Annotated in this window: 23 protein-coding genes; 5 read left to right on the top strand and 18 right to left on the bottom strand. The window is 61.9% G+C overall.

Annotation, left to right across the window (positions count from 1 at the left end):
* Positions 1-6: 6 nt before the first annotated feature.
* The 13 genes from AC19YS_RS24600 to AC19YS_RS24540 all read right to left on the bottom strand — a co-directional run bounded on the left by AC19YS_RS24600 (position 7) and on the right by AC19YS_RS24540 (position 16249).
* Positions 7-771: an ABC transporter ATP-binding protein gene (locus AC19YS_RS24600; RefSeq protein ID WP_106577143.1), complete on the bottom strand. Its 765-nt coding sequence runs from the start codon at positions 769-771 to the stop codon at positions 7-9.
* A gap of 13 nt (positions 772-784) precedes the next feature.
* Positions 785-1903, bottom strand: a complete 1119-nt coding sequence (locus AC19YS_RS24595) for a succinylglutamate desuccinylase/aspartoacylase family protein (RefSeq protein WP_106577142.1) — start codon at positions 1901-1903, stop codon at positions 785-787.
* A 9-nt stretch (positions 1904-1912) separates the two neighbouring features.
* Entirely contained in the window at positions 1913-2623 is a 711-nt protein-coding gene (locus AC19YS_RS24590) for an ABC transporter permease (RefSeq protein ID WP_106577141.1), read from the bottom strand.
* A complete protein-coding gene (locus AC19YS_RS24585) occupies positions 2620-3348 on the bottom strand; it encodes an ABC transporter permease (protein WP_106577140.1) in 729 nt (242 codons plus the stop codon). The genes AC19YS_RS24590 and AC19YS_RS24585 overlap by 4 nt, the downstream gene beginning before the upstream one ends.
* Before the next feature lie 59 nt (positions 3349-3407).
* Complete coding sequence (locus AC19YS_RS24580; RefSeq protein WP_106577139.1) at positions 3408-4187, bottom strand: transporter substrate-binding domain-containing protein; 780 nt, start codon at positions 4185-4187, stop codon at positions 3408-3410.
* 312 nt (positions 4188-4499) lie between these two features.
* Positions 4500-6134: an ATP-dependent DNA ligase gene (locus tag AC19YS_RS24575; protein ID WP_200623538.1), complete on the bottom strand. Its 1635-nt coding sequence runs from the start codon at positions 6132-6134 to the stop codon at positions 4500-4502.
* Positions 6131-7135 carry a ligase-associated DNA damage response exonuclease gene (locus AC19YS_RS24570; RefSeq protein WP_500602820.1) on the bottom strand — a complete coding sequence of 335 codons (1005 nt, stop codon included), beginning with the start codon at positions 7133-7135 and terminating at the stop codon, positions 6131-6133. Before AC19YS_RS24570 ends, AC19YS_RS24575 begins: the two co-directional genes overlap by 4 nt.
* A 201-nt stretch (positions 7136-7336) precedes the next feature.
* Positions 7337-9778 (bottom strand): penicillin acylase family protein, encoded by a 2442-nt coding sequence (locus tag AC19YS_RS24565; protein WP_500602819.1) that lies wholly within the window; start codon positions 9776-9778, stop codon positions 7337-7339.
* Between the two features lie 209 nt (positions 9779-9987).
* Positions 9988-10632 carry a glutathione S-transferase N-terminal domain-containing protein gene (locus AC19YS_RS24560; RefSeq protein WP_106577135.1) on the bottom strand — a complete coding sequence of 215 codons (645 nt, stop codon included), beginning with the start codon at positions 10630-10632 and terminating at the stop codon, positions 9988-9990.
* A 93-nt stretch (positions 10633-10725) separates the two neighbouring features.
* Complete coding sequence (locus AC19YS_RS24555; RefSeq protein WP_500602817.1) at positions 10726-11511, bottom strand: ABC transporter ATP-binding protein; 786 nt, start codon at positions 11509-11511, stop codon at positions 10726-10728.
* Entirely contained in the window at positions 11508-12566 is a 1059-nt protein-coding gene (locus AC19YS_RS24550) for a FecCD family ABC transporter permease (protein WP_500602816.1), read from the bottom strand. Before AC19YS_RS24550 ends, AC19YS_RS24555 begins: the two co-directional genes overlap by 4 nt.
* Positions 12567-12723: 157 nt before the next feature.
* Positions 12724-13839 (bottom strand): ABC transporter substrate-binding protein, encoded by a 1116-nt coding sequence (locus AC19YS_RS24545; RefSeq protein WP_179606698.1) that lies wholly within the window; start codon positions 13837-13839, stop codon positions 12724-12726.
* 25 nt (positions 13840-13864) lie between these two features.
* The gene (locus AC19YS_RS24540; protein WP_500602815.1) at positions 13865-16249 is read right to left on the bottom strand and encodes a TonB-dependent receptor; all 2385 of its coding nucleotides are present in this window, start codon (positions 16247-16249) and stop codon (positions 13865-13867) included.
* Positions 16250-16446: 197 nt separating this feature from the next.
* On the opposite strand from AC19YS_RS24540, the gene AC19YS_RS24535 reads away from it, so the two are divergent.
* Together AC19YS_RS24535 and AC19YS_RS24530 are read left to right on the top strand one after the other, a co-directional pair.
* Positions 16447-17157: a response regulator gene (locus AC19YS_RS24535; protein ID WP_119738797.1), complete on the top strand. Its 711-nt coding sequence runs from the start codon at positions 16447-16449 to the stop codon at positions 17155-17157.
* Positions 17154-18575: an ATP-binding protein gene (locus tag AC19YS_RS24530; protein ID WP_500602814.1), complete on the top strand. Its 1422-nt coding sequence runs from the start codon at positions 17154-17156 to the stop codon at positions 18573-18575. The genes AC19YS_RS24535 and AC19YS_RS24530 overlap by 4 nt, the downstream gene beginning before the upstream one ends.
* Before the next feature lie 144 nt (positions 18576-18719).
* Here AC19YS_RS24530 and AC19YS_RS24525 read toward each other — a convergent pair whose 3' ends face one another.
* The 4 genes from AC19YS_RS24525 to AC19YS_RS24510 are packed head-to-tail and all read right to left on the bottom strand — an operon-like array spanning position 18720 to position 20391.
* Positions 18720-18920 (bottom strand): SEC-C metal-binding domain-containing protein, encoded by a 201-nt coding sequence (locus AC19YS_RS24525; RefSeq protein WP_500602813.1) that lies wholly within the window; start codon positions 18918-18920, stop codon positions 18720-18722.
* Positions 18917-19399, bottom strand: a complete 483-nt coding sequence (locus tag AC19YS_RS24520) for an LEA/WHy family protein (protein ID WP_179678088.1) — start codon at positions 19397-19399, stop codon at positions 18917-18919. Before AC19YS_RS24520 ends, AC19YS_RS24525 begins: the two co-directional genes overlap by 4 nt.
* Positions 19400-19420: 21 nt before the next feature.
* Entirely contained in the window at positions 19421-19891 is a 471-nt protein-coding gene (locus AC19YS_RS24515; RefSeq protein ID WP_106577127.1) for a YchJ family protein, read from the bottom strand.
* 2 nt (positions 19892-19893) lie between these two features.
* Positions 19894-20391 carry a DUF6231 family protein gene (locus AC19YS_RS24510; protein ID WP_106577126.1) on the bottom strand — a complete coding sequence of 166 codons (498 nt, stop codon included), beginning with the start codon at positions 20389-20391 and terminating at the stop codon, positions 19894-19896.
* A 190-nt stretch (positions 20392-20581) separates the two neighbouring features.
* On the opposite strand from AC19YS_RS24510, the gene AC19YS_RS24505 reads away from it, so the two are divergent.
* The 3 genes from AC19YS_RS24505 to AC19YS_RS24495 all read left to right on the top strand — a co-directional run bounded on the left by AC19YS_RS24505 (position 20582) and on the right by AC19YS_RS24495 (position 22482).
* Positions 20582-21277, top strand: a complete 696-nt coding sequence (locus AC19YS_RS24505; RefSeq protein ID WP_500602812.1) for a PA1041 family peptidoglycan-binding anchor lipoprotein — start codon at positions 20582-20584, stop codon at positions 21275-21277.
* A 160-nt stretch (positions 21278-21437) separates the two neighbouring features.
* Positions 21438-21731, top strand: coding sequence for a DUF1145 domain-containing protein (locus AC19YS_RS24500; protein ID WP_500602811.1), 294 nt, complete (start codon positions 21438-21440; stop codon positions 21729-21731).
* Positions 21724-22482, top strand: coding sequence for a hypothetical protein (locus tag AC19YS_RS24495; protein WP_106577123.1), 759 nt, complete (start codon positions 21724-21726; stop codon positions 22480-22482). Before AC19YS_RS24500 ends, AC19YS_RS24495 begins: the two co-directional genes overlap by 8 nt.
* A gap of 102 nt (positions 22483-22584) precedes the next feature.
* Here the strand turns inward: AC19YS_RS24495 and AC19YS_RS24490 are convergent, their stop codons facing one another.
* Positions 22585-23049: a CopD family protein gene (locus tag AC19YS_RS24490; RefSeq protein WP_119738805.1), complete on the bottom strand. Its 465-nt coding sequence runs from the start codon at positions 23047-23049 to the stop codon at positions 22585-22587.
* Positions 23050-23129: the final 80 nt, after the last annotated feature.

Below are 23129 nucleotides of genomic sequence, written 5' to 3'. Positions count from 1 at the left end.
AAAGGTTTACTTCAAATTGCCGCTCAAGAACTGCTGCAGGCGCTCGCTCTTCGGATTGCCCAGCACATCCGCAGGCGCACCTTGCTCTTCCACCAGGCCCTTGTGCAGGAACAGCACCTGGCTCGACACCTTGCGCGCAAAGCTCATCTCGTGGGTGACCATGATCATGGTGCGGCCTTCCTCGGCCAGCCCCTGGATCACCTTCAATACTTCACCGACCAGCTCCGGGTCGAGGGCCGAGGTCGGCTCGTCGAACAGCATCACCTCCGGCTCCATGGCCAGGGCGCGGGCGATGGCCACGCGTTGCTGTTGGCCACCCGACAGGAACGCCGGGTATTGATCGGCCACGCGCGCCGGCAAGCCCACCTTGTCCAGGTAGCGACGGGCGCGGTCTTCGGCGTCCTTCTTGCTGCAACCCAGCACCCGGCGCGGGGCCATGGTGATGTTTTCCAGCACGCTCATGTGGCTCCACAGGTTGAAATGCTGGAACACCATCGCCAGCCGCGTGCGCAGGCGTTGCAGCTCGGCGTCGTCGGCCACGCGCATGCCGTGGCGGTCGCTGACCATGCGGATTTGCTGGCCGTCGAGGGTCATCGCGCCGTCGTTGGGGGTTTCCAGAAAGTTGATGCAGCGCAAAAAGGTGCTTTTGCCCGAACCGCTGGCGCCGATCAAACTGATCACATCACCGGTCTTGGCCTTGAGCGAGACACCTTTGAGCACTTCATTGTCGCCATAGCTTTTATGCAGGCCTTCAACGGTCAATTTGTACATGGGGCGTGCATCCTCAAGGCGAAAGTAGGTAGCCGCTGCGGTAGGCTTCATGGCCTGCGACATGGCTGATCACCATGCCGGCAGTGGCCATGCGCCGCAGCGAACGGGCGTAAAGCAGGCCGGCGTTTTTACAGTGCACGGGCGTTACGCGGTCAGTAAGGGGGTCGATGATTTCGGCGATCAATTGCCCGGCTTCCAGGTATTCACCTGGCAGGGCGCAAAATACCAGCAAACCGCCAACGGGCGTGGTCACAGGCTCGACGCCCGCCAGTGGGGTGGCCGGGTAGGGCAAGGCAGGCAATGGCGCGGCGGTGCCTTCAATCGCGCCGAAGTGGATCAGATAATCGATGATCGCCTGGCAGTCGAGGCGGGCCAGGCCATGGTTGACGTCGCCCTGGCCGCGCAGCTCGACGGTCACCGAAAAGCTGCCCATGGGAATCGGGAAGCGCTCGCCGAAGCGTTGCTGCAACTGCCACCACACCAGGGTGAAACACTCATCGAAGGACTGCCCGCCGGAATCGGTGGCAAGCAAATTGGCTTCCGAGCCGATGTAGCGTGCCAGCGGCTCCACCTGCGGCCAGGCCTCGGGCGTGGTGTACAGGTGCGCCACGGCTTCGAAGTCGCAATGCAGGTCGAGCACCATGTCGGCCTCGCAGGCCAGGCGTTGCAGCACCAGGCGTTGGGATTGCAACTGGGTGTCGGCCGCTTGCCGGGCGAGGGCAGTGGACAGCGCGGCACGGATCAATCGGGCGTTGTGCTGCGCGTCATCTCCCAGCAAATACTCGACCTGGTTACCGACCTCTTCACTGAGGTCGACAAACCGGCGGTTGAAATTCTGTCCGCTTTCCAGCTCGTAGCGGCCCAGCGGAATATCCATCAACACTTGCTCCAGGCCCACCGGGTTGGCAATCGGCACCAACACGATTTCGCTGCGCAGCCTGCCGGCCGCCGCCAACTCGGCCAGGCGGGCCTTGAGGTGCCAGGCCACCAGCATGCCCGGCAGTTCGTCGGCATGCAGCGATGACTGGATGTAGACCTTGCCTTCAGCCTGTTCCGGGCCGAAGTGGAAACTGTGAATCTGCCGCGCCGTGCCTGGCACCGGCGCGATCAGATCATGTACCTGATGACGCATGACAACTCCTTAATGGCTCGGCCCGAGAAAGGCCAGCCAGCGGCGCTCCGCCAGACGAAACAGCCCGACCAGCGCAAAGGTCACGGTCAGGTAGATCAACGCAGCGATGCCGAATGATTGAAAGGTCATGTACGTGGCCGAGTTGGCGTCCCGGGCCACCTTGAGAATGTCCGGCACCGTCGCGGTGAACGCCACGGTGGTCGAGTGCAGCATCAGGATCACTTCATTGCTGTAGTACGGCAGCGAGCGGCGTAGGGCCGACGGCATGATGACGTAGGCATACAGCTTCCAGCCTGTCAGGCCATAGGCCTTGGCTGCTTCGACTTCGCCGTGGGCCATGCTGCGGATTGCCCCGGCGAAAATCTCGGTGGTGTAGGCGCAGGTGTTCAGGGCGAAGGCGAGGATGGTGCAGTTCATCGCATCCCGAAAGAACGCATCCAGCACCGGTTGCGCCCGTACGGCCGCAATGCTGTAGATCCCGGTGTAGCAGATCAGCAGCTGGATATAGAGCGGCGTGCCACGAAACAGGTACGTGTAAAACTGCACCGGCCAGCGGATGTAGCGTTTGCGCGACACGCGGGCGATGGACAGCGGGATCGACACCACAAAGCCAATCACCAGCGCCGCGCTGAGCAGCCACAGGGTCATTGCCAGCCCGGTGATGTGCTGGCCGTCGCTATAAAGGAAGGGCCGCCAGTATTGCTGTAGAAGTTCGATCATCGCACGGCCTCCCGGGACCCAGCGGAGTAGCGGCGCTCAAGCCAGCGCAGGACGACATTGGACGCGCTGGTGATCAGCAGGTAGATCAACGCGGCGATGACCAGGAAGTAAAACAGTTGGTAGGTGCTCTTGCCGGCGTCTTGAGCCGCCTTGACCAGGTCCGCCAGGCCGATGATCGACACCAGCGCCGTGGCCTTGAGCATCACCATCCAGTTGTTGCCGATGCCTGGCAGGGCAAAGCGCATCATCTGCGGGAAGGTCACGAAGCGAAACCGCTGCCCGCGCGTGAGCCCGTACGCGGTCGCCGCTTCCAGCTGGCCCCGCGGCACGGCGAGGATCGCACCGCGAAAGGTCTCGGTGAAGTAGGCACCGTAGATGAAGCCCAGGGTGATAACCCCGGCGCTGAATGGGTCGATCTCGATGTAGTCCCATTCCATGAAGTCGGTAAAACCGGTCAGCCAGATTTGCAGGCTGTAGAAAATCAGCAACATCAGCACCAGGTCGGGCACGCCGCGAATCAAGGTGGTGTAGAGCTGGGCGGGGACGCGGATCAGGCTGACGCTGGACAGTTTCGCGCTGGCGCCGAGCAAGCCGAGCAGGACGCTGACGGCCAGGGAGGCGACCGACAGTTTCACCGTCATCCACGTACCTTGCAGCAACAGCGGGCCGAACCCCTTCAAACTGAAGGCACTCAGCCCCAGGGTTTGTAAAAGATCTTCAAACATGAATTCAGGACCTATGGCGATAAAAAAGCGCCCACCTGAAACAGGTGGGCGCCAGGGTGTTATTTACCGCTGTACAGGTTCAGATCGCCGAAGTGTTTCTTCTGGATGGTGGCGTAGGTGCCATCATCGTGTAACGCTTTGATACCTTTATCGAGCAAGGCCTTGAGGTCTTTGTTACCTTTTTTGATACCGACCGCCGTTTTGGATGGCAGCAATGGGTCGTCGATGGCCTTGCTGACTTCGTAGTCAGCGCCTGCCGGCGACTTCAAAAAGCCCAGTTCGGCTTGCAGCATGTCTTGCACCGAGGCGTCGAGACGACCGGACGTCAGGTCGGCATACACCTGGTCCTGGTTGGCGTAGGCCTTGGTGGTCACACCGGCTTTGTCCAGCACCGCCTTGGCGTAGGCTTCCTGGATGGTGCCTTGCTCGTAGCCCACGGTTTTGCCCTTGAGGGACTCAGGCGTGGAGAAGTTCGCGCCCTTTTTGAACACCAGGGACGTCGGGCCGGAGAACAGCTCGTTAGAGAAGTCGATCGCCTTTTCACGGGCTTCGGTCACGGTCATCGAGGAAATCACGCCGTCGAACTTGTTGGCGTTCAGGCCTGGAATCATGCCGTCGAAGTCACTTTCAACCCACTTGCACTTGACCTTCAGCTCGGCGCAGATCGCATTGCCCAGGTCGATATCGAAGCCTACCAGGCTGCCGTCAGCGGCCTTGGATTCGAACGGCGCGTAGGAAGGATCGACACCAAAACGCAATTCCTTGTATTCCTTGGCTGTGGCAACACCAGCAGCCATGCACAGAGCCAGTGCAGAAAGGGTCAGCAATGCTTTTTTCATTATGTAATCCCTGGAAACCAAGATAAGCGCTTGTGGCGCGTTTAGGACTGTTACTGAACGGTGTCAGACGGATCACAAGTAGCAATTTCTGCACCATAGTTCCGAATGACTGTTTTAAAAGGTGGGATAAGGGAGTTGAGAGTGTAGGAGATGCCCGAAAATGGGCATTGATTTTTCAGTGCACCATTTTGGATCTTGACGCGAATTAAAACGTTGGTGCGGGCTTGCTCGCGAATGCGGCGGGTCAGTCAATTCCTCTGTCACTGGCCTACCGTATTCGCGAGCAAGCCCGCTCCCACAGGAGGACCTAGTTCAGGTCAGCAGGTCCTGCAGCGTGGCCAGGTTGTCCGCCTCGTCCACCGCCTTATCCTGGCGCCACCGCAACATTCTGGGAAACCGCACCGCAATCCCGCTCTTGTGGCGCTTGGACAGGGCAATGCCCTCAAAGCCCAGCTCAAACACCATGCTCGGCGTCACGCTGCTGACCGGCCCGAATTTCTCCACCGTGGTTTTGCGCACAATCGCGTCGACCTTGCGCATTTCCTCGTCGGTCAGGCCGGAATAGGCTTTGGCAAACGGTACCAGCGTGCGTTCGGTGCCGGGCGGGCCATCCCACACTGCAAAGGTGTAGTCGCTATACAGGCTGGCGCGACGACCATGGCCGCGTTGGGCGTAGATCAACACCGCGTCGACGCTGAACGGGTCGACTTTCCATTTCCACCACACGCCCATGTCCTTGGTGCGGCCCACGCCGTACAGGCCGTCCTTGGCCTTGAGCATCATGCCTTCCACGCCCAACTGGCGCGACGCCTCGCGTTGGTGCGCGAGGTCTGCCCAAGAGGTCCCCGTCAGCGAAGGCGATGGCAGCAGCACAGGCTGGTTGCACTGAGCAATCACCTGCTCGAGTTGGGTGCGGCGTTCGGCCTGGGTGTGATTGCGCCAATCGTCGCCCTCAAACTCCAGCAGGTCGTAGGCGAGGACGGCGACCGGAGCATCCTCAAGCACCTTTTTGCTCAGGGTCTTGCGGCCGATCCGCTGTTGCAGCAGGGCGAAAGGTTGCACCGCGTCCTTCCACACCACGATTTCGCCGTCGATCACCGTGCCATCCGGCAAGCCGCTGACCAGGCTGTGCAGTTCGGGAAAACGCTCGGTGACCAGCTCCTCGCCCCGCGACCAGACCCACAGCCGGCCTTCGCGCTTGACCAACTGCGCGCGAATGCCGTCCCACTTCCATTCCACCTGCCAGTCGGCGGGGGAGCCGAGCAGGGCGTCGAATTGCTCCACCGGCTGCGACAACCCATGGGCCAGAAAAAACGGATAGGGCTGCCCGCCGCGTTGCGCGTGTTCGTCGGACGATTCGGCAGCGATCAGCTTGAGGTAGCCTTCAGGCGTAGGGCGATTGGACAGGTCGGTGTAGCCCACCAGGCGTTGCGCCACGCGCTTGCTGTCGAGGTCGGCCATCGCGGCGAGGGCGCGGGTGACCAGCAGTTTGGACACGCCGACGCGAAAACTGCCGGTGATCAACTTGATGCAGACCATCAGGCTCGGCTGATCCAGTTGGGCCCACAGCGCGGGCAGGCGTTCGGCGAGTTCCAGAGGCGGCAAACCACGCAGGGGCAGCAGCTTTTCTTCGAGCCACACCGCCAGGCCATCTTGCGAGGTGTAGGTGGATTCGGGTAACAGCAGGGAAATGGTCTCGGCCAAATCGCCGACCGATTGGTAGCTCTCTTCGAACAGCCATGGCTCGATGCCCGAGGCTTGGGTGGCCATGTCGCGCAGTAAACGGGTGGGCACCAGTTGCCGAGGTCGCCCGCCGGACAGGAAGTACACCGCCCACGCTGCATCGTCGGGCGGGGCTTGGCGAAAGTACGCCTGCAACGCGGCGAGCTTGGCATTGCTGGACGTGGTGGCGTCGAGGTTGGCGTACAACTCTGCGAAGGCTTTCATGCGCTGGCCTCCTCTTCGTCATCGCCGTATTCGGTGGTAAAGCCCTGGGCATCCAGGCCTTTTTCCCGCAGGTGACGCACCAGAACGCCGACAGAACCGTGGGTGACCATCACCCGCTCGGCGCCGGTTTGCTCGATGGCCCACAGCAGCCCCGGCCAATCGGCGTGGTCCGAGAGCACAAAGCCGCGGTCTACCCCGCGGCGCCGCCGCGTACCGCGCAGGCGCATCCAGCCGCTGGCGAACGCGTCGCTGTAGTCGCCGAAACGCTTGATCCAACTGCTTGCGCCTGCGGACGGCGGGGCGATGATCAGCGCTTGGCGCAGCAACGGGTCGGTCTTTTTGAAGTCGCCGGCATAAAGGGTTTCGGGGATGTAGATGCCGGCTTCGCGGTACACCCGGTTCAAGGGCTCGACCGCGCCATGGCTGAGGATCGGGCCAATGCTGGCGTCGATGCCATGCAGGATGCGCTGGGCCTTGCCGAACGAATAACAGAACAACACGCTGGCCTTGCCGGCGGCGATGTTGGCCTGCCACCAGTCATTGATCCCGGCGAAGATCTGCGCCTGGGGCTGCCAACGGTAGATCGGCAGGCCGAACGTGGATTCGGTAATAAAGGTGTGGCAACGCACCGGTTCGAAGGGCGCGCAGGTGCCGTCGGGCTCGACTTTGTAGTCGCCGGAGGCGACCCAGACTTCGCCCTGGTATTCCAGCCGCACCTGGGCGGAACCCAGCACGTGCCCGGCAGGGTGAAAACTCAGGGTCACACCGTGGTGCACGAGTTGTTCGCCATAGGCCAGGGTTTGCAGATTGATGTCCTGGCCCAGGCGCGAGCGCAAGATGCCTTCACCGGGCGCGGCGGCCAGGTAGTGCTGGTTGCCGGTGCGGGCGTGGTCGCCGTGGGCGTGGGTGATGACCGAGCGCTCCACCGGCCGCCATGGGTCGATATAAAAATCTCCGGCGGGGCAGTAGAGGCCTTCGGGCCGGGCGATGACAAGGTCCATGGGCGTGCCGGGGGCGATGGGCTTATCAGGTATGAGGGGACGGTGGGGCGAGAAGTTCTATCGGAATGCATAAGGTCAATGTGGGAGCGGGCTTGCTCGCGAAGGCGGTGGTTCAGCCAACTATTGAGTGACTGATCGACCGCCTTCGCGAGCAAGCCCGCTCCCACATTTTTGATCCGGTTTCTTCAGTGAGAAACCGGGTTATTTGCCAGGCGTCAGGGTCAACCGGGTTTTGCCGTACACCTTGTCAAAGTTCTGCGGCTGCATCGGGAAGCTCAGGTATTGCGCCTTGAGCGACGGGTCGATGCCGTTCGCATAATTCGGGCTGGCCGGGTTGCCGGACTGGCCAATGCCGCCCTGGCCCATCATCGGTTCAATCTGACCGAAGTCGACAATCATGCGCAGCGCCGGCACCTGGGTGGTGGTGAAGTCCTGGCCCCAGCGGTAGGGCGCCGGGTTCAGGGTGTTGTGGTCGCCGCCGCTGGCGAACGGGCCGCGAATCACCTGGCCGTTGGTGTTTTTCCACGTGGTGGTGTGCAGCTTGCCCCATTGCCAGGCCTTGTGGTCGCCGCCCAATTGGCTGTCGCCGGCCGTGATCGCGGCGGCCAGGCTGTGGGCCAGGATCGCCGGTTTGTCTTCTTTTTGCGCCGTACGCACGTCGTCCCAGAACGGGCTGTCTTCGCGGCCCAGCAGGTGGTCGGCGCTGGCGGAGTAGGACAGGTTGGCGTTGCTGATAAAGGCTTTCCAGCTGGCGCTGTTTTCCGGGCCGAGTTCGTCGAGGAAGATCTGCTTGGTGCTTTCCTGCAGGAACAGCTCGTAGATCGCCGCGTCGGCAGACGTTGGCGCCAGTCGGCCATCAAACGCCATCAGGCGATTCAGCGCCTCGCGTGCCTTGGCCGCGTCAGCCGCCGGTAATGCATCAATCGCCTGTTTCAGCGGTTGGGCCATGCCCGGCGCCTGGAACATGGTCTTGAGTTTGGCGGCAAAGAGGGTGGTCTGGTCGTACTGCATGGCGATCATGCTGCGGCTGTCATGCTTGCCGGCGTTGGCCAGCTGCGCCAGGCGTTCGCTGCGCTCCGGTGCATCCCAGGAGTTGGACAGCTGCATGCCATAGCCGCGTGGCGCGGTGCGCTGGTTGGCGGTGCCGATCCAGCCTTGGGCCGGGTCCTGATCGTAGGGGTGCAGCATCGCGTCGGCGTAGCCGTCCCAGTCAAAGCGCGCGTCCCAGCCCGGCGACGGCAGCAAGCCCTGGCCTTCGCGACGGTTGGGGAAGCGGCCGGTGACTTGCCAGCCGATGTTGCTGGCGTCGGCGAAGATCATGTTCAGGGCGATGGCGCGGATTTCCCGGGTCGCGTCCGACGCCTTGCCGGCGTTTTGCGCACGGGACAGGTCGAAAAACGCGTCCAGGCTCTTGTCGTCCTTGAAGTCGGCGGTTTGCAGGGCCAGGCCGAAACCGCTGGTCAGCGCCTGGCTGCTGTTGAGCAGGGCGCCGTGGCGAGTTTCGTAGACCACTTCACGCAGTGGCCGCTGGCCTTTGGCGAAGTAGGTTTCGTTGCGCACGGTGGCCGGCAGCCATTTGCCGTTGTTCTCGTAGTACAACGCGTTGCCTTGGCGTTTGACCTTTTCCAGGAACAGGTCCTGGGTGTCGCCCTTGACCGCGCTCATGCTCCACGCGACTTTGCCGTTGAAGCCGGACAACAGGGTCGGCAGACCGGCAATCGAGGCGCCGACTGCCTGGTATTTGGGCGCACGGATCTGCACGTAATTCCACGGCGACGGCGCTTGCGGCTGGGCGGCAAGGTCGCTGGCCAGCAGGCTTTTGCCGCTGCGGCTGCGTTGTGGGCCGATGGCCCAGTTGCTGGAGGTGGCGACCGCCAGGGCGTTGAGGCTGCTCAACTGCTGGCCGACACTTTCCAGGCCCGCAAGGCCGGTGATCTGGCCCAGGTTCACGCCCTTGAGCTTGTCGGCCTCGTCCGCCGGGATTGGCTCATCCGGCGCACTTGGCGTGAGCCAGGCGAGCTTGTCGACGCCGACTTTCTGCGCCAGCACCAACGAGGAGAGCTCTTCTTGCAGGTTGCTCGATTCGCTGAAATTCAACAGGCAGAACAACAGCGCCGAATCCTCCGGTTTCCAGTACTCGGGTTTGTAGCCGGTCTGGGCGAGGTCCGGCGGCAGCTTGTCGCGGTAGCGGAACAGGTAGGCGTTGACGCCCCGCGCATACACTTCAAAGAAGCGCTTGAGGCGCGGCGACGAAGCGTTGTACAGCTCGCCGGCGCTTTTTTTCAGGTTGACCGCGCGCATGAAGCGGTCGACATCCAGCACTTCTGGCCCGGACATTTCCGCCAGACGGCCCTGGGCCAGCAGGCGCAAGGTGACCATCTGGGTGATGCGGTCGCTGGCGTGCACGTAACCGAGGCTGAACAGCGCGTCATGGAAGGTGTTGCTTTCGATCAGCGGCATGCCTTGGGCATTGCGGCGTACCGACACATTCTGTGCCAGGCCTTTGATCGGCTGCACGCCGGCAACGGGTGGCAGGGTGTCCTGGGTGCTCTGGAGCTGGCAACCGGCCAGGCTTAATGCACTGGCCACTGCCGCGGCAACGCCGAACCGGGGAAGAAAATGTGAGAGGGCTGGCGAGGCCATGGCAAAGCTCCTGCGGGGGGTAGCGTCATTAAAGGCGCTACGTTAGTGAGCGCGGCGAAACGACGCAAGCAGGAGTTTGAGTCTTGCGCAAATCAACTGTGGGAGCGGGCTTGCTCGCGAATGCGGTGTGTCAGTCAACGAAGGTCTGACTGAACCACCGCATTCGCGAGCAAGCCCGCTCCCACATGTTGACCGAGTAAGACTTCAGATCAGGCTTTGGGTGGGTTCACTTTTTGCACCAGCTCATATGCCCGAACCGTCGCTGGCCGTTCCTTGATGCTGTTGAACCATCGCTGCACATGGGGGAAATCTTCCAGGCGCTGGCTCTGCCACTTGTGGGAAACAATCCACGGGTAGATCGCCATATCGGCAATGCTGTAGTCATCGCCTGCCACGAACGGGCGATCCGCCAGGCGCCGGTCCAGCACGCCATACAGGCGCGCGGTTTCATCGACGTAGCGCTTGATCGCGTAAGGGATTTTTTCCGGTGCGAACTGGCTGAAATGATGGTTTTGCCCGGCCATTGGCCCCAGCCCGCCCATTTGCCAGAACAGCCACTGCAATGCCTCCTGGCGACCGCGCAGGTCTTTGGGCAGGAACTGGCCGGTTTTTTCCGCGAGGTACAGCAAGATGGCGCCGGATTCAAACAGTGAAATCGGCGCGCCGCCGTCGCTCGGGCGTTGGTCGACGATGGCCGGAATACGGTTGTTGGGAGCAATCTTCAGAAAGTCTGGTTTGAACTGGTCGCCCTGGCCGATGTTGATCGGGTGCACCTTGTAGGGCAAACCGGCTTCTTCCAGGAACAGTGAAACTTTGTGACCGTTGGGGGTAGTCCAGTAATACAGGTCGATCATGAAGCTCTCCAAATGAGCGAATGCCTGCAGGTATAGGTGATGATCGAAGGGCAATAATTCAATCAAACATTTGCGTCTAACCTTAGAAGCGTTTTACACAGCCCCATCGACCAGCACCTGCAACGACTGCTGCGAGCACCGTTCAATGCGCACCCGCACGCCGTAAACGTCGGCAAACAGTGCCGGGTCAAGCACCTCGTCCGCCACGCCACTGGCGTACAAGCGGCCCTGGCGCAGCACGGCAATGTGGTCGGCAAACCGCGCGGCGAGGTTGATGTCATGCAGCACTACCACGGCGATCAGGTTGTGTTCGCGTACCAGCCCTCGCACGCAGTCCATGACCTTCAACTGGTAATTGAGGTCGAGGGCGCTGGTGGGTTCGTCGAGCAACATCACCTGTGGGCGGCGTGCGATGAGTTGGGCGAGGCTGACCAATTGGCGTTGGCCACCGGACAAGGTGCTTAGCAGTTGATCGGCCAGGTGTGCGATACCGATGCGCTGCAATGCCTCAAACGCTTCACGCAGACAGGCCTCGCTGGACAAGGGAATGCCTTCAACATGGGCCACGCGCAGTGCGGCGATCACGCTTTCCATCACGCTGAGGCTCAGGCCCGGCGGCAGGTTTTGCGGCATGTACGTGACGCGGCGTGCACGCTCGGCCACGGACATGGCCGACAGGTCCAGTTCACCCAGCCTTACCACGCCTCGCATCTTTTCCAGTCCCGCCACGGCGCGCAGCAAGGTCGACTTACCGGCGCCATTGGGGCCGATCAGCGCGGTCAGGCTGCCGTGGGGCAGGGTAGGCAAGCTCAGGTCATGCACGATGTGCCGCCGGCCATAACTGACGTTGGCGTTGTGCACCGATAAGCCCAGGTTCATAGCTGCCTCCCGCGCTTGAACACCAGCACCACGAAAATCGGCACGCCCACCAGCGCAGTGACGATGCCGACCGGCACGATCACACCCGGCATGATCAGCTTGCTGGCAATCGACGACAGCGCCAGCAATAACGCGCCGGTCAAGGCGCTGGCGGGCAGCAGGAAGCGTTGGTCTTCACCCACCAGAATCCGCGCGATATGCGGACCGACCAGGCCGATAAAACCGATGGTGCCTACAAACGCCACGGCGGTGGCTGACAACAGGCTGATACGCAGCAATGAGAAAAACCGCAGGCGCTTCACGTCCACGCCAAAGCTTTGCGCGCGGTCCTCGCCCATGCGCAGCAGGGTCAGGCGCGGTGCGGCGACGAAAGAAAACGGCATCACCACCGCCACGACCAGCGCGAGGATGCCGAGCTTGTCCCAGTTGGCCCGGGTCACGCTGCCCAAGGTCCAGAACACCAGTTGCTGCAAGACATCTTCAGTGGCGACCAGTTGCAGCAGGGCCACGACCGCATTGCAACTGAACACCAGCGCGATGCCGAACAACACCAGGCTTTCCACGCCCGCGCCGCGTAGGCGTGACATGGCTTGCAGCAAAAATACCGAGGCCGCCGCGAAGATAAAGGCCGAGATGGAAATTGCCGTGTTGGCCGACACCCACAACGTGGTCACCGGAAATACGATGACCAGTGATGCGCCCAACGCCGCCGCCGACGACACGCCCAAGGTAAATGGACTGGCCAGCGGGTTGTTCAAAATCGCCTGCATCTCAGCGCCGGCCAGCGACAGCGCGCAACCGACCAGCACCGCCATCAGTGCATAGGGCAGGCGCACGTTCCAGATGATCACCTGGTCGGTGGCGCTCAGGTGCGAGGGGTGCAGGATGCCATCGAGCAACGCCAGCAGGCCCATGCCCGAGGGGCCACTGGCCAGGTCCACCAGCATCGCGCAGACCAGCGCCGTGCCCAACAGCGCGAGCAGCCAGGCGCGGCGTGCCAGCAAGCGGCGGTAGCCGTGAGTGGCAGTGGCGAGGTCAAGGGTTTGAGTGGTCATTGGGCTCACACACATTTAACAAACGATGAAAATCCAAATGTGGGCGCTGGCTTACCTGCAATAGCGGTGTATCAGTCGACTGATTCAGTGACTGACACTTTGCTATCGCAGGCAAGCCAGCTCCCACACTGACTGCATTCCAACAGGGCGATAGGTGTTACTTGGTTTTTGCGTCAACCCAATAAGCACCCTGCAACGGCATGCCCAGGAACTGTTGGTTGATTTGCTCCATAGTCGTCTGCGGATCGAGCGTGGCGAACAGCTGCGGGTGCACCCACTTGGCCAGCGCTTCGATCGCCAGCAGGTTGTACGGCGAGTTGTAGAAGTCATGCCACAGGCCGTGGGCATTGCCCTCGCGGATGGCCCGAAGATGGGCGAATTCTGGCCGCGCCAACACCCGGTCAAACGCCTCACGTGCTTCGTCAGTGCTCACGCCTGCGCCCAGGATCAAGCCCGGCTTGTGGTTGCCGGTGGCCACGTACACGTCCGGATCTGCTTTCAGTGCGTACTCGACGCTGATATCGCCCAGCGCACCCGGCACCACGTCGGCGGCGATATTGCGCCCGCCGACCAGCTTGATCACTTCACCCATGCCGCTTTTGCCGGTGGTGTGCCCTGGCGCCTGCCAGGCACCGGCCAGCAATTCGAGGAACACGCTGGGGCGTGGGCCAGCGGGCAAGGTGGCGACGGCATCGGTGATGACCTTGATGTGCTGGTCATAGAACGCCAGGAAGGCGTTGGCCTGGCTTTCACGACCCAAGGCCTGGCCCAGCGCGTTCATGCTGGTGTGAGTGCCTTGGACCGGGTTGATGCGAAAGTCGACGAACACCACCGGGATGCCGGCTTTGGCCAGCACGTCTGCCACCGCGCTGTGTTCGGTCGGGCCGTGGCCCGAAATGCTGAACACCGCCAGGTCGGGTTTGAGCGAGAGAATTTCCTCGGCGCTGACGCTTTGCTCCGACGCCTGCCCGATCAACGGGATGTCTTTCACCGAGGGAAACTTCGCCACATAAGCGTTGTAGGTGTGCGGGTCCAGCAGCTTCAAGTCGTTCTGCCAACCAACGATGCGCTGGAACGGCGCGTCCTTGTCGAGCAGGGCAAAGGCCGAAATCAAGCGGCCTTCTCCGAGCACCACACGTTTAACGTCGTCCTTTACCTCGACCTTGCGGCCCAGCACGTCGGTAACTTCATGGGCGGCGGCGGTTTCGGCATGGCCGAGTACCAGCGCGGCGAACAGCACGCCGAGCTTGAGCACGTTGCGGGGTTTGAACATGGACAGGACTCCTGGTGAGGGAAAATCAGAATTCATAATCGACACTGGCGGTGAGGGTGCGGCCTGCGCCTGGGATGCCGTAGAGCTGGAAGCCATCGAGGGACGCGCCGACCTGGCTGTAATAAAACGTGTTGAACACGTTGTTCAGGTTGAGGTTGACCGTGGTGTCCTTGTTGACCTTGTATTGCGCGGCCACGTTACTCAGCCAGTAACCGGGGGCTTTTTCGTGGTCTCGGGTGTAGATCGCATCGACGCCGGAAGGGCCATTGGCGTAGCTGCTGTTGTTGTTCAAACCGCCGACATACTTGTTGTCGCTGTAGCGACGACGGCCCACGTATTGCTCGCCGTAGCTGAGGCTCAGGGCGTCGGTGACGGCGTAGGTGGTCCACAGGTTGGCGGTCAGGTCGGGGACGTTCTTGGCTTCCGCGCCCTTGTTGATGCCTTTGGTCTGCGTGCTTTTGAGCGCCGAAAAGCCGGTGTAGGCGGTCCAGCGCGGGGTGATGTTGCCTTGCAGGCCGAGTTCGACGCCGTCCACGCGTTTGGCGGGCAGGGCGCGCACCGGGGCGGATTCGCCGTCCTGGTATTCCCAGGCGTTGTCCAGTTCGGTGCGGAAGATCGCCGCCGTAACATTGAGCCGGTCGTGGGCAATGTCCCACTTGGTGCCCATCTCGTAGGTTTTCGACTTGGCCGGGCTGTAGTTGCTGGTGGTGGACGCGCCGTAGATCTGGTTGTTGGTGGACGCGCCCAGCGCCGACGGTTGCGCCGCCTCGCTGTAGGACACGTAGATGCTGGCGTTTGGCAACGGCTTGTACACCGCGCCGACGCGCCCGCTGACCGCACCGTCGGTGCTGCTGATGGTGGCCTGGCCGCGCTGGCTGGTTTGCGCGCGCCAGTTGTCGTAGCGCAACGAGCCGAGCACTTGCCAGTGTTCGTTGAGGGTGACGGTGTCGCCCAGGTAAATGCCGGCGTTGTCGATCACCGAGCGCGGGTCGCCTTCGCCCTTGGTCACGTAGGTGCTGGCGAAGCTGTGGCTGGGGTCGTTCAGGTTGAAGAACATGTCGCCGGCCGGCACTTCAGCGTTACGTTTCAGGCCGCCGTAGGTCTCGTGGTAGAACTCCAGGCCGCTGACCACCGCGTGTTGCAGGCTGGCAGTGTTGAACGTGAAGCTGAAGTCGGTCTGGTTATCCAGGATGGTGTAGCGCTTGGACAGCCCGAAATCGCTGCCACGCAGAATGCCGTAGCCGGTGTTGCTGTTGTTCACGTAGTCGGTGTAGGCATTTACCGTGCTGCCCGGCACTTGGCTGAGCGGGCCTACACCCGTGTAGCCCAACGTCGCACAGCGCGTGCCGGTACAGGTTTTTTTGCCATTGGCGTCGGCGGCGAAAAAACGCGCCGGGGACAGCACCGCGAAGTTGTCGCTGCGCTCCCAACGCGTCTGGTTGCGCAGGTTGGCTTCGTTCCAGTCAAAGTCATGTTCGAAGCGTGCGGTCAGCGCGGTGGTTTCGTTTTGCTGCGTATACAGGCTCGAATCGCCGTACCCGTTGGAACGTTTCACACCCGGCATGCGATGGCCGTCGGTGCCACGCTGGATCGGCACGCCGCCGTCCGGGGTGTTGGTGTCTTTTTGATAGAAGGTGTCGACGAAGAACCGCGTGTCGGTGCCCAGGCCGAAGCCGAAGGAGGTGGCAATGCCCCAGCGGTCGTAGTCCACGTCGTCGCGGTCGGCCACCTGGTTGTAGTGCTTCATCAGGTTGATGCGTACGGCGCTGGTGTCGGTCAACTGCTTGTTGATGTCGGCAGTGAGGCGCCGGTAGCTGTCGGTGCCTATCCCTGCGGAGACTTTGCTGGCATCGCCCAGGTGCGCTTCTTTACTCACCAGGTTGACGCTGCCGCCCACCGCCGAAACCCCGGACTCAATGGAGCCGGTGCCCTTGAACACTTCGGCCTGTTGCAGGTTGAAAGTGTCGGTGCGCGTGGACATGCCGGCGTCGCGCACGCCGTCGACAGTCAGGCTTTGCTCGGACGAAAAGCCGCGAATCGAAAACAGATCGCCCCAGCCCAGGTTGCCCTCACCGGACATGAAGGTGATGCCCGGCACGTTGCGCAACACTTCCTGCAGGGTTTGCGCGTTCTGCTCTTTAAGCACTTGCTGCGGCACGATGGTCACGCTTTGTGGCGCGTTGAGCAGCGGCTGGCTGATTTTCGCCGAGGTCACCCGGTCGACTTTGAAGGCGGACGTGGTTTCTTCGCCGTCGACCTTGATTTGCGGCAGGCTCACCACCGAATCGTCAGGCGCGGCGGTGGGCGCATCGGCCCAGGCCGTCGGCGCGACGCTGCCGGCAGCAAGAAAGCCGAACATCGGTGCCAGGGTGGTGTGCAGCGTGTGACGGTGCGGGGTGGGCAGTGACATGGGCAGTGATCCGAGTCTAAATTACAATTACTCTCATTTAGGTTCGGTAGTCTAAAGAGCGATTCCGCCTGCCATACCCCGGCTTTGTATCGCTGATGCGTGATTATGGTTTCCCACAACATTCCATTACATTTGCGCGTACCACTGGCTGAGCTTTCGGCTATCTCCTGCGTTTTGAGTTTTCGGATTGACTGCCCATGGCAAAGCTTGACCACCTGTTGATCGTTGATGACGACCCGCAAATCCGCCAACTGCTCTGCGACTACTTGAGTGACGCGGGCTTTCAGGTGTCTACCGCCGCCGACGGCAAGGAAATGCGCCGTCGCCTGGCGCTGAATGTGATCGACCTGATCGTGCTCGACCTGATGCTGCCCGGCGAAGACGGCCTGAGCCTGTGCCGCGAGCTACGGGTCAGCTCCAACACGCCGGTGGTGATGCTCACGGCCAAGGGCTCGTTGATCGACCGCATCGTCGGCCTGGAAATCGGCGCCGACGACTACCTGCCCAAACCCTTCGACCCGCGTGAATTGCTGGTGCGCATCAAGGTGGTGTTACGCCGGGTACAGAGTTTTCCGGACCGTGCGCGCCTGGATGAGGCGCCCAGCATTCGGTTCGCCGGCTGGCAACTCGACACACGGGCGCGGCAGCTGCTCAGCCCCGAAGGCGTGGTGGTCAGCCTCGGCAATTCGGATTACCGCGTGTTGCGCCTGTTGTTGCAGCACCCCAATCGCCCGTTGAGCCGCGACTTTCTGCTCAACCATGTGTTCGACAAGGACAGCACGCCGTTCGACCGCTCCATTGACGTGTGCGTCAGTCGCCTGCGCTCGCAGCTGCCGGCGGGGCTGATCAAGACCGTGCGCAACGAGGGTTACATGCTCACCGCCGATGACGTGGTGCTGGGCTCGTGAGACTGCTGCCGCGTTCGCTGTTCGGGCGCCTGGTGCTGATTCTGGTCAGCGGCATGCTCGCGGCCCAGGCGCTGACCAGCAGCATCTGGTACGACCGGCGTCATGGTCAGGTGCTGGAAATCCCCGCACGGCTGATCGCCACGCGTTTGGCGGACGTGGTGCGCCTGATGCACAGCGACCCGCAGCAGGCCCACCAGTTGATCCAGCTGCTTGATACGCCGCACTTTCGGCTGGCCTTGAGCGACCAGGCCAGCAGCACGCCAAGCACGCTCACCGACAGCGACCGGCCCACCGAGCGCCTGATCAAGCAGGTGTTGGCGCAGAAAACCGGCTACGCGCAAACCCTGAGCCTTTTACGCCTGTCGCTGGTCGATGGCGAAGGGCAGACCGCCGGGCTTTCAACCTTGCTCAGCTCAAAGCCTGTGGTCGGGCAGTTTCTGATCGACCTGCGCCTGCCCGATGGGCGCTGGTTGCGCGTGGACGCCAGTGAAGAGCAGGGCTGGACCAGTACCTCACCGCTGGACCTGTTGTTCGATTACGTGATGCGCATCTATTTGCTGCGAGTGCTGGTGCTGGTGGTCATCGCTCTGGTGGCGGTGCGCCTGGCCATCCGCCCGCTGAATGCCCTGGCCAAGGCCGCAGAGGCGCTGGGTCGGGACATCCAGCGCCCACCGTTACCGGTGGATGGCCCGACTGAAGTGCGCCGCGCCGCCCAGGCGTTTAATGCGATGCAGCAACGGCTGATCGCCAATATCGCCGAGCGCACGCGCTTTCTTGCGGCAATTTCCCACGACCTGCGCTCGCCGATCACACGCCTGCGCCTGCGCACCGAAATGCTCGAAGACACGCGCACCCAGGAGCGTTTTCGCAGCGACCTGGAAGAAATGGAACACATGGTGGCCAGCACCCTGGACTTTGTCAGCAGCGGTGAGATCAACGAGACGCGACAGAACATCGACATCAATGCCTTGCTGCAAAGCCTGCAGGCGGACCTGGAAGACGTGGGCGAAAGCGTAACCATCGTGGGCCGCGCCAAGCAACCGTTGCCGGGGTATGCGCGCAGTCTCAAACGCTGTGTGCAGAACTTGCTGGAAAACGCGGTGCGTTATGGCAGCGAGGTGGTGGTGCGGGTCGAGGATCAGGCGGACAGCTTGCAGATTGTCATCAGTGACCGCGGACCGGGGATTCCCCAGGAACAGCTGGAGCAGGTGATGGAGCCGTTTTACCGAGTGGAAGGTTCACGCAATGCCGAAACCGGCGGGTATGGGTTGGGGTTGAGTATTGCGCATACGATTGCGCGGGCGCATGAGGGGCGGTTGAGTTTGAGTAACCGGGAAGGCGGGGGCCTGGAGGTGGTGCTGCTGTTGTGGCGAGCGGGCTTGCCCCGCGCTGGGGTGCGGAGCAGCCCCAAAACATGACATTGCGCTTTGTTGAGGAAACGCGTTGATCTTATTGGGGCTGCTGCGCAGCCCAACGCGGGGCAAGCCCGCTCGCCACGGCAAGCCCGCTCGCCACGGCAAGCCCGCTTGCCACGGCGAGCCGGCTCCTGCGGGGTCAGGGCATCAGGCCCCGTGGCACTTCTTGAATTTCTTCTCGCTGCCGCATGGGCAAGGATCGTTGCGGCCGACGTCTTTCAGGGCGTTGCGCACCGGCTCCTGGTGAGCGTGGCCGCAGTTCGGGCCGTGGACATGGCCGTGGTCGCGATCATGGTGATCGTGATCGTGGTTGCAGTCAGGACCATGGACATGGGGTTGCTGAGTCATCGATGTCGCTCCGGAATAAAATCGCCGGGGATTATCTCGCCATTGTGGTTCACCTGCACGTCATTACCGATGAATAATCCGGTTTTCAGCTCGCCTTCCAGGCGATAGGGCACGGGTTTGCTCGGGTTTTTAAGCATCTGTACCACATCGCGTATCTGCGGCCAGAGGTTGGTCCGCACCTTCACCCGGAAAAAAGCATGGCCGCGCGGTGGTACGGTCAGCCATTCGTTGGACTCGCCTTCGGTGAGCACGAAATCGCCCAGGCTGACTTTGTAGATCAGGCCGCGCACCGTGAGGTCGGCGTCGTCGCGGTTATCCACGCGAAAGTACAGCTTGAAGCGCTGCTCGAGCAATTTGGCGCGCACCACTTCAACCTTCACCAGGGAGACATGAGGCGGGGGCGAGCTGTCCTCGAACCAGGACGCGCACCCGGTGAGGCTCAGGGTCAACGCCAGCATCAAGCTGTACATCCGAAGCATGGCGTTTTCCCTGTCAGTTGATTAGAGGTAGCTGGAGCAGCACTTCTTGAATTTCTGCCCACTGCCGCACAAACATACATCATTGCGCCCGGCCTTCACCTCCACTGTCGGGTCGATGAAGTACCAGCGCCCCTCATTCTGTACGAAAGAGGACTGTTCACGGTGGCTGTGTTCTCCGGTGCTGTCGTGCCAGCGAGCAGTGAACGTCACGAACGCATGCTCCGGCTGGCCGCCAAACACCTCGGAGCTTTCCACTTCCAGGCCCAGCCAGGTGCTCTGAGCACTCCAGGCGCCGATGGCGGCGCGGTCCAGTCCGGCTTGTTGCGCGGGCAAAGTAGTGGCTACCAGGTAGTCCACCAACCCCAGCACGTAGGCGCTATAGCGCGAACGCATCAATGCGCTGGCACAGGGCGCCGGGTGACCGGCGTGATAATGGCCGCAGCACGCATCCAGCAGATTGCCGCTGCCGCACGGGCAAATGGATGTACTCATGGTTACCACCAATACTTTCCGAAGTTTTCCGGGTTGGCCCAGAAGCGGGCGTTGAGCCAGTCCGGCACCTGTTTATAGTCAAGCAGATCATAGGTAAACAGCGTCAAAACCTGATCATCACGCTGGAAACGCTCGCCGGCCTGCAGCGCCAGGGAGAAGAAATCGGTTTCTTTCCAGCCGCAGGCGTTCAGGTCTGCCAGCACCGCAATGCGACTGGCATTGAGGTTGCGAATGCCGCCGAGCAGCGTCAGGCCTTGCGGTTTTGACAGGTGCTCCAGGCAATCGACCACCAACGCCAGGTCAAAACGCTGCGCCGCAAGTTCTGCCGGTAACGGCCCGGGCGCCGCGATCGCCACTTGGGTGTCCGGGTGTTCGGCCTGAAAGGCATCCAGCGCCGGGAACTGGCTGGCACCCAACAACAACAGGCGTTTGGGCTGGTGCAAATCCAGCAAGGCGGCCAGGGCTTGCTGTGGCGTACGGGAAGAAATACCAGCGATCATCAGAGATCCTCACATCAGGACCCTAGAGACTAGCGCGGCTGAGCGTGCGGGCCTAGAGCGGGCGGCGTGCAAAAGTCCTGCACATAGGGCGATCTCCAATAAATACGGGGGTGCGGCGCAGTGGCGCAGATGAAAAGAGCGGTCTTTACTCCACCCGTCGGCCCCCGCCGATCCCCTCAGGAGAAATCAGATGAGCATCATGCGGACAGCTCTACCCTTGGTTCTGCTAACCGGAGTATTGACAGGTTGCGCAGGTTTGCAAAAAACCGATTGGCCCACCTGTGCAGCCGTCGGTGGTGTGACCGGCGCAGCGATTGGCGCCACTGAAAGTTCGGCGTACGCAGGTTATGGCGCGCTGCTGATCGGCGGCATGGCTGGCGCCTATTGCTGGGTGCACGGTGATGGCGACGAAGATGGCGATGGCGTGCCGGACAGCCGCGACAAGTGCCCGGGCACGCCTAAGGGCGTGCAGGTTGATGTCAATGGCTGCCCACCTGTAGCGGTGGCGGCCGTGGTGGAAGAGGTGGTCGTGGTCAAGGAAGAAACCATCGTGATCCGCGATGTGCACTTTGAGTTCGACTCGGCCAGGCTGACGGCGGCGGACAAAACCAAGCTCGACATCATCGCCACGCGCCTCAAACGCGAAGCCCCGAGCGCCCAGCTACGGGTCAGCGGGCATACCGACAGCGTCGGCAAAGACGCCTACAACCAGAAACTCTCGGAAAAACGCGCGCACTCGGTAACCGATTACCTGGTGAGTGCGGGCGTGCCGCGCAGCAACTTTGTATCGGTGGTGGGCGCGGGCGAAAGTCAGCCGGTGGCCGATAACAAAACCGCTGACGGTCGAGCCTTGAACCGTCGTGTGGAAATCAAAATCAACCGCTGACGGCCCTTGCCCCTGTGGGAACCCCAGGGGCATTGCTGGCGATCCTCGCCGAAACCGCAGGCAAACCGTGCCTTTATCAAGTTTTTTCATCCTTCACTGGCAAATCGCCTGCAGAAGTCGGTACTGTGCGCCCAAAGAATAATAGGCAGGGGCGTGCAGGATGAAGGTGTTTTGGGGGCTGGGAAAGTTTCTGACGTTGCTGTTCTGGGTTGTGGTGGTGGTCAATTTATTCCGGCCGCTCGCCAATCCGTTTCACCTGTTGGTCAGTCTGGCCGGCAGTCTGTTGTTGCTGACTCATCTATTGGAATTGCTGTTGTTCAACAGCAGCCTGAAACACCGTGCCCACCCCTGGCGTGACCGCCTGCAGATTCTGCTGGTGGGGATGTTCCATGTGCGGGGCCTGTCGGCGCCTGCCGTTATTGATGAAACAAACAAGGAGGCCAATCATGCGTAAGGTTTTTCTGTTGGCCCTGTTGGTCAGCCCCATCGCCCTGGCGCAGAGCGTCAGCGTTGAAACCAACTCGCTGATGCGCCTGCCCAGCAGCACCAACGTTTTGCAGCTCGAACGCCTGGATGTGGCGGATTACGGCACGTTGTTGATTCCGGCGACCATCAGCCAAGTGACGGTGGATGAGCTGCATTTGGGCCGTGAAGCCCGTATCGCTATCGCCCCCGGCAATACCGCGCTGCAGTTGCAGGTGCGTAACGCGCAACTGGAACATGGCAGCCAGATCACCTCGCGCGGTGCTCCCGGCACCCACGAACGAGCCGCCAAGTCGGGGCGTGACTTGGTCCTGCGCATCAACGCGCTGACCGCCGATGAACTGTCGGTGGACGCCCGTGGCGGCGCCGGCGCCCAAGGGTATGCCGGCCTGGATGGCGCCAATGGCGTGGACCCGGGCTGCACCTGGGGTTCAGCCGGTCGCGGCGCCAATGGCGACAATGGCGGCGATGGCCTGCCAGGCGCAGCGGGCGCGACCGTACGCGTGGAGCTGCCGCAGAGCTTCCCGGCCGAGCAGATCAAGGTCTGGGTGGATGGCGGTGCGGGCGGTTTGGCCGGCACGGCCGGTAAGCCGGGCAAAGGCGGGCAATCCAAGGGCTGCCTGGTGTACCGCGCCGATGGTGGCCAGAAGGGCCGGCCAGGGCTGGAAGGGCAACCGGGGCCGGCTGGGCCTGCGGGCGCTGTGACTATTCAGCGGCTTTGAGTCGATTGTTCTGACGCCTTCTCAAGCAAGCCCGCTCTCACATTGACATGCATTCCACATGTGGGAGCGGGCTTGCTCGCGAAGGGGCCATTAAGGCCAGCCTCAGAACATCGGCCGAGCCGAAGCAATCGCCACCACCACCAACCCGATAATCAGGTTAATCCCCACCAGCTTGCGAATCTGCCCCAGCGCAGCCGCACCTGCAGGCCAATCCTCAGCCGCCACCGCCGTGCGCAATTCCGGGAACTTCAATGCCTGGATACGGATGAACAGCGCGGTCATCACTAGATACAAGCCCATCATCACCTGCACATAGCGCGGTGCGGTCTCAAACCCACTGAAGCGCAGTTGCAACAGACCGATGCCGCTGATCGGCAAAACCAGCACCGCCACCCAGACCCACACGAAAAAACGTTGAAACACATTCGCCCACAGCTTGAGCCGGGCAGGGCCCTCAAGTGCCGCCATGGCAGCGGGGCGCAGGATCATCCAGGCGAAAAACATACCGCCGACCCACACCAGGGCGGCCAATACATGCAGGGTGTAAGCGAGGCTAAACGCGGTCATTGTGGTACTCCGTTCTGCGCGGGATTAATTAGCGGGGTATGATAGCGGCCGATCCGAACCACTGAAAATTTATCCAGCGT

It is taken from the genome of Pseudomonas sp. MF08831 (assembly GCF_059862645.1).
This window is presented reverse-complemented; position numbering and strand designations above follow the sequence as displayed.

What these genes read in the sequence shown, in the direction of transcription:
- AC19YS_RS24600 (WP_106577143.1), bottom strand. Translation starts at nt 771, where the DNA reads ATGTACAAATTGACCGTTGAAGGCCTGCATAAAAGCTATGGCGACAAT.
- AC19YS_RS24595 (WP_106577142.1), bottom strand. Translation starts at nt 1,903, where the DNA reads ATGCGTCATCAGGTACATGATCTGATCGCGCCGGTGCCAGGCACGGCG.
- AC19YS_RS24590 (WP_106577141.1), bottom strand. Translation starts at nt 2,623, where the DNA reads ATGATCGAACTTCTACAGCAATACTGGCGGCCCTTCCTTTATAGCGAC.
- AC19YS_RS24585 (WP_106577140.1), bottom strand. Translation starts at nt 3,348, where the DNA reads ATGTTTGAAGATCTTTTACAAACCCTGGGGCTGAGTGCCTTCAGTTTG.
- AC19YS_RS24580 (WP_106577139.1), bottom strand. Translation starts at nt 4,187, where the DNA reads ATGAAAAAAGCATTGCTGACCCTTTCTGCACTGGCTCTGTGCATGGCT.
- AC19YS_RS24575 (WP_200623538.1), bottom strand. Translation starts at nt 6,134, where the DNA reads ATGAAAGCCTTCGCAGAGTTGTACGCCAACCTCGACGCCACCACGTCC.
- AC19YS_RS24570 (WP_500602820.1), bottom strand. Translation starts at nt 7,135, where the DNA reads ATGGACCTTGTCATCGCCCGGCCCGAAGGCCTCTACTGCCCCGCCGGA.
- AC19YS_RS24565 (WP_500602819.1), bottom strand. Translation starts at nt 9,778, where the DNA reads ATGGCCTCGCCAGCCCTCTCACATTTTCTTCCCCGGTTCGGCGTTGCC.
- AC19YS_RS24560 (WP_106577135.1), bottom strand. Translation starts at nt 10,632, where the DNA reads ATGATCGACCTGTATTACTGGACTACCCCCAACGGTCACAAAGTTTCA.
- AC19YS_RS24555 (WP_500602817.1), bottom strand. Translation starts at nt 11,511, where the DNA reads ATGAACCTGGGCTTATCGGTGCACAACGCCAACGTCAGTTATGGCCGG.
- AC19YS_RS24550 (WP_500602816.1), bottom strand. Translation starts at nt 12,566, where the DNA reads ATGACCACTCAAACCCTTGACCTCGCCACTGCCACTCACGGCTACCGC.
- AC19YS_RS24545 (WP_179606698.1), bottom strand. Translation starts at nt 13,839, where the DNA reads ATGTTCAAACCCCGCAACGTGCTCAAGCTCGGCGTGCTGTTCGCCGCG.
- AC19YS_RS24540 (WP_500602815.1), bottom strand. Translation starts at nt 16,249, where the DNA reads ATGTCACTGCCCACCCCGCACCGTCACACGCTGCACACCACCCTGGCA.
- AC19YS_RS24535 (WP_119738797.1), top strand. Translation starts at nt 16,447, where the DNA reads ATGGCAAAGCTTGACCACCTGTTGATCGTTGATGACGACCCGCAAATC.
- AC19YS_RS24525 (WP_500602813.1), bottom strand. Translation starts at nt 18,920, where the DNA reads ATGACTCAGCAACCCCATGTCCATGGTCCTGACTGCAACCACGATCAC.
- AC19YS_RS24520 (WP_179678088.1), bottom strand. Translation starts at nt 19,399, where the DNA reads ATGCTTCGGATGTACAGCTTGATGCTGGCGTTGACCCTGAGCCTCACC.
- AC19YS_RS24515 (WP_106577127.1), bottom strand. Translation starts at nt 19,891, where the DNA reads ATGAGTACATCCATTTGCCCGTGCGGCAGCGGCAATCTGCTGGATGCG.
- AC19YS_RS24510 (WP_106577126.1), bottom strand. Translation starts at nt 20,391, where the DNA reads ATGATCGCTGGTATTTCTTCCCGTACGCCACAGCAAGCCCTGGCCGCC.
- AC19YS_RS24505 (WP_500602812.1), top strand. Translation starts at nt 20,582, where the DNA reads ATGAGCATCATGCGGACAGCTCTACCCTTGGTTCTGCTAACCGGAGTA.
- AC19YS_RS24500 (WP_500602811.1), top strand. Translation starts at nt 21,438, where the DNA reads ATGAAGGTGTTTTGGGGGCTGGGAAAGTTTCTGACGTTGCTGTTCTGG.
- AC19YS_RS24495 (WP_106577123.1), top strand. Translation starts at nt 21,724, where the DNA reads ATGCGTAAGGTTTTTCTGTTGGCCCTGTTGGTCAGCCCCATCGCCCTG.
- AC19YS_RS24490 (WP_119738805.1), bottom strand. Translation starts at nt 23,049, where the DNA reads ATGACCGCGTTTAGCCTCGCTTACACCCTGCATGTATTGGCCGCCCTG.